Genomic DNA, 1,513 nt, shown 5'->3' on the forward strand with positions numbered 1-1,513 from the left:
CTAGTACCTCAGCACAGAGGTTCTGACCGATTGGCTTTGGGCCTGCTCAGCGTAGGACGGGCAGAAGTTCCGGGGCCAGCAGCAGCTCGATGCTGCGGGCCTGTCCGGCGCTGCGCCGGATGAGCCCTCGGCGTTCAAGCTCCAGCACCATGCGGTGGACGGTGGGCGGAGTCGTGCCGAAATAGCGCTGCATGTCAGCCTCCGCGGGAGGGCGCCGGTTGAGCTTCGTATAGGCGTAGATGAAGGCCAGGTATTGGCCTTGGAGCTCGGTAAAGGGCGGGGGTGCGGAGGGAATCGACACGGCGGCAGCGAGGTAGTCCGACTCCCCCTTTTACGGAGTCGGAGCGCATGAATGTACGTTACCTCGTCACCCTGGCCCCCGAGGAGAAGTCGCAGTTGGAAGCGCTGGTGAGCGGCGGCACGGGGAGGGTACGCCACGTCAAGCGCGCGCAGATTCTGCTGGCAGCCCACAGCGGAGCCACCGACGAGCAGATTGCCAGAAGCGTCCGGGTGGGCGTCTCGACGGTGTACCGGGTCAAGCGGCGGTTCGTGGAAGGGGGCGTGGAGCACGCTCTGCACGACAGGCAGCGGCCCGGAGCCTCGCGCAAGCTGACGGGTAAGCAGGAGGCACTTCTGGTGGCCACCGCCTGCTCGACTCCCCCGCAGGGGCGTGCGCGCTGGACGCTCCAGTTGCTCGCCGATGAGATGGTGCGCTTGACCGAGCACCAGGACCTGTCGCGGGAAACCGTCCGACGGCGACTGACGGAGAATGAGCTCAAGCCCTGGCAGCAGCGCATGTGGTGCATTCCGAAAGTGGACGCCGAGTACGTCGCCCGGATGGAGGACGTGCTGGAGCTGTACGCCGAGCCGCCGGACGCCACCAGGCCGGTGGTGTGCTTCGACGAGACGCCCACCCAGCTCATCGGGGAAGTCCGCACACCGCTGCCTGCCGAGCCCGGTCAGCCCCGACGCTACGACTACGAGTACCAGCGCAACGGGACGGCCAACCTCTTCGTCTTTCTGGACGTGCACCGCCCCTGGCGCCACGTCGAAGTCTCGGACCAGCGGGCTGCCAAGGACTTCGCTGCGCGGATGCGCGAACTGGTGGACGTGCACTACCCGGAGGCGACGACCATCCGAGTGGTGCTCGACAACCTCTCCACGCACAGCCCGGGCGCCCTTTATGAAGCCTTCCCGCCGCAAGAGGCCAGGAGGATTCTGAAGCGACTGGAGTTTCACTTCGTCCCCAAGCACGCCAGCTGGCTGAACATGGTGGAGATTGAAATCAGCGTGCTGGGCCGCCAATGCCTGGACAGACGCATTCCCACCAAGGCCGCCCTGAAACGGGAGGTGGCTCGCTGGGAGCGGATGCGCAACAAGGAACGGGCTCGAGTCCGCTGGCGCTTCACGATCGAGGGCGCCCGCACCAAACTCGGGCGCGCGTACCCCCAGGCCCAGGCGGCCGTCGCCGCTGCCGCCTGAACCCCTCAGAATCTCTGTGCCGGGGTACTAG

At 66.6% G+C, this 1,513-nt stretch carries 2 protein-coding genes; one reads left to right on the plus strand and one right to left on the minus strand.

Annotation, left to right across the window (positions count from 1 at the left end):
- Window positions 1–46 precede the first annotated feature (46 nt).
- On the minus strand, window positions 47–301 hold the full coding sequence (locus tag HG543_RS53575) for a LexA family protein (protein WP_169352664.1): 255 nt from the start codon (window positions 299–301) through the stop codon (window positions 47–49).
- A gap of 47 nt (window positions 302–348) precedes the next feature.
- Between HG543_RS53575 and HG543_RS53580 the strand changes: the two genes are divergently transcribed.
- A complete protein-coding gene (locus tag HG543_RS53580; protein ID WP_169352665.1) occupies window positions 349–1,482 on the plus strand; it encodes an IS630 family transposase in 1,134 nt (377 codons plus the stop codon).
- Window positions 1,483–1,513 lie beyond the last annotated feature (31 nt).

The organism is Pyxidicoccus fallax (assembly GCF_012933655.1).
GTDB classification, from domain to species: domain Bacteria; phylum Myxococcota; class Myxococcia; order Myxococcales; family Myxococcaceae; genus Myxococcus; species Myxococcus fallax.

Excerpts from the sequence above, each read along its gene's own strand:
- HG543_RS53580 (WP_169352665.1), top strand. The coding sequence starts at position 349 with ATGAATGTACGTTACCTCGTCACCCTGGCCCCCGAGGAGAAGTCGCAG.